The 612-nt window shown below is 42.6% G+C and carries 1 protein-coding gene; it reads right to left on the bottom strand.

Annotation, left to right across the window (positions count from 1 at the left end; genetic code table 11):
• Positions 1-25: 25 nt before the first annotated feature.
• A complete protein-coding gene (locus BSCG_RS00060) occupies positions 26-574 on the bottom strand; it encodes a hypothetical protein (RefSeq protein WP_004313882.1) in 549 nt (182 codons plus the stop codon).
• Between the last annotated feature and the right edge of the window lie 38 nt (positions 575-612).

The following is a 612-nucleotide window of genomic DNA, read 5'->3' as shown; positions in this document are numbered from 1 at the left end:
GATTTTCCATATCATTCCTCCCAAATTATAATTCACTAATATACTCTATAAACCCTTCGTCATCAATAATTCCTTCTTCCAGCAGGTAGCGCCGGACTTTGTCTATTTTCACAAGTTCCTGCCTGGTGTGCTCTCTTTCCTGCATCGTAGCCGTCAGCTTGATGGCGCCTCCGGTGATGATGTAGTTGCCTTGAATCAATTTGATAGCGTATAGCCGGAGCCACGACGAGTGACCGTATTTACGTTTTAACCGGGCCTTTTCTTTTTGCAGCATCACATCCGAAGCCTGGTTGTTGTCCAGCGGACGGAATATCTTGCTTAAATCGGTTTCCGGGGAGATGTCCATTATGATGTATCGAAGGCGTTCACTATCTTCAATAGTATCGCTGATAGCTTCTTTTATATCCGTTATTTTAAAATAGGCGTTCAAGTCGTCAATGTTCTCCTTGAAGAAAGTGCGTAGCCAAACCACGTCGGCCCAGTTGTTGAACACCTTATAAAATTCGTTATCATCCTCGCCTTCAAAGTGTACAGCCCATAATTTTCTGTCTCCAGTAATGTCGTCAAATGTCATATCTCCTTGTTTTATAGTAAGACAAAGATACGCAAAAG

It is taken from the genome of Bacteroides sp. 2_2_4, assembly GCF_000157055.1.
GTDB classification, from domain to species: Bacteria; Bacteroidota; Bacteroidia; order Bacteroidales; family Bacteroidaceae; genus Bacteroides; species Bacteroides ovatus.
This window is presented reverse-complemented; position numbering and strand designations above follow the sequence as displayed.

Coding starts and splice junctions, on each gene's coding strand:
- BSCG_RS00060 (WP_004313882.1), bottom strand. CDS start 574: ATGACATTTGACGACATTACTGGAGACAGAAAATTATGGGCTGTACAC.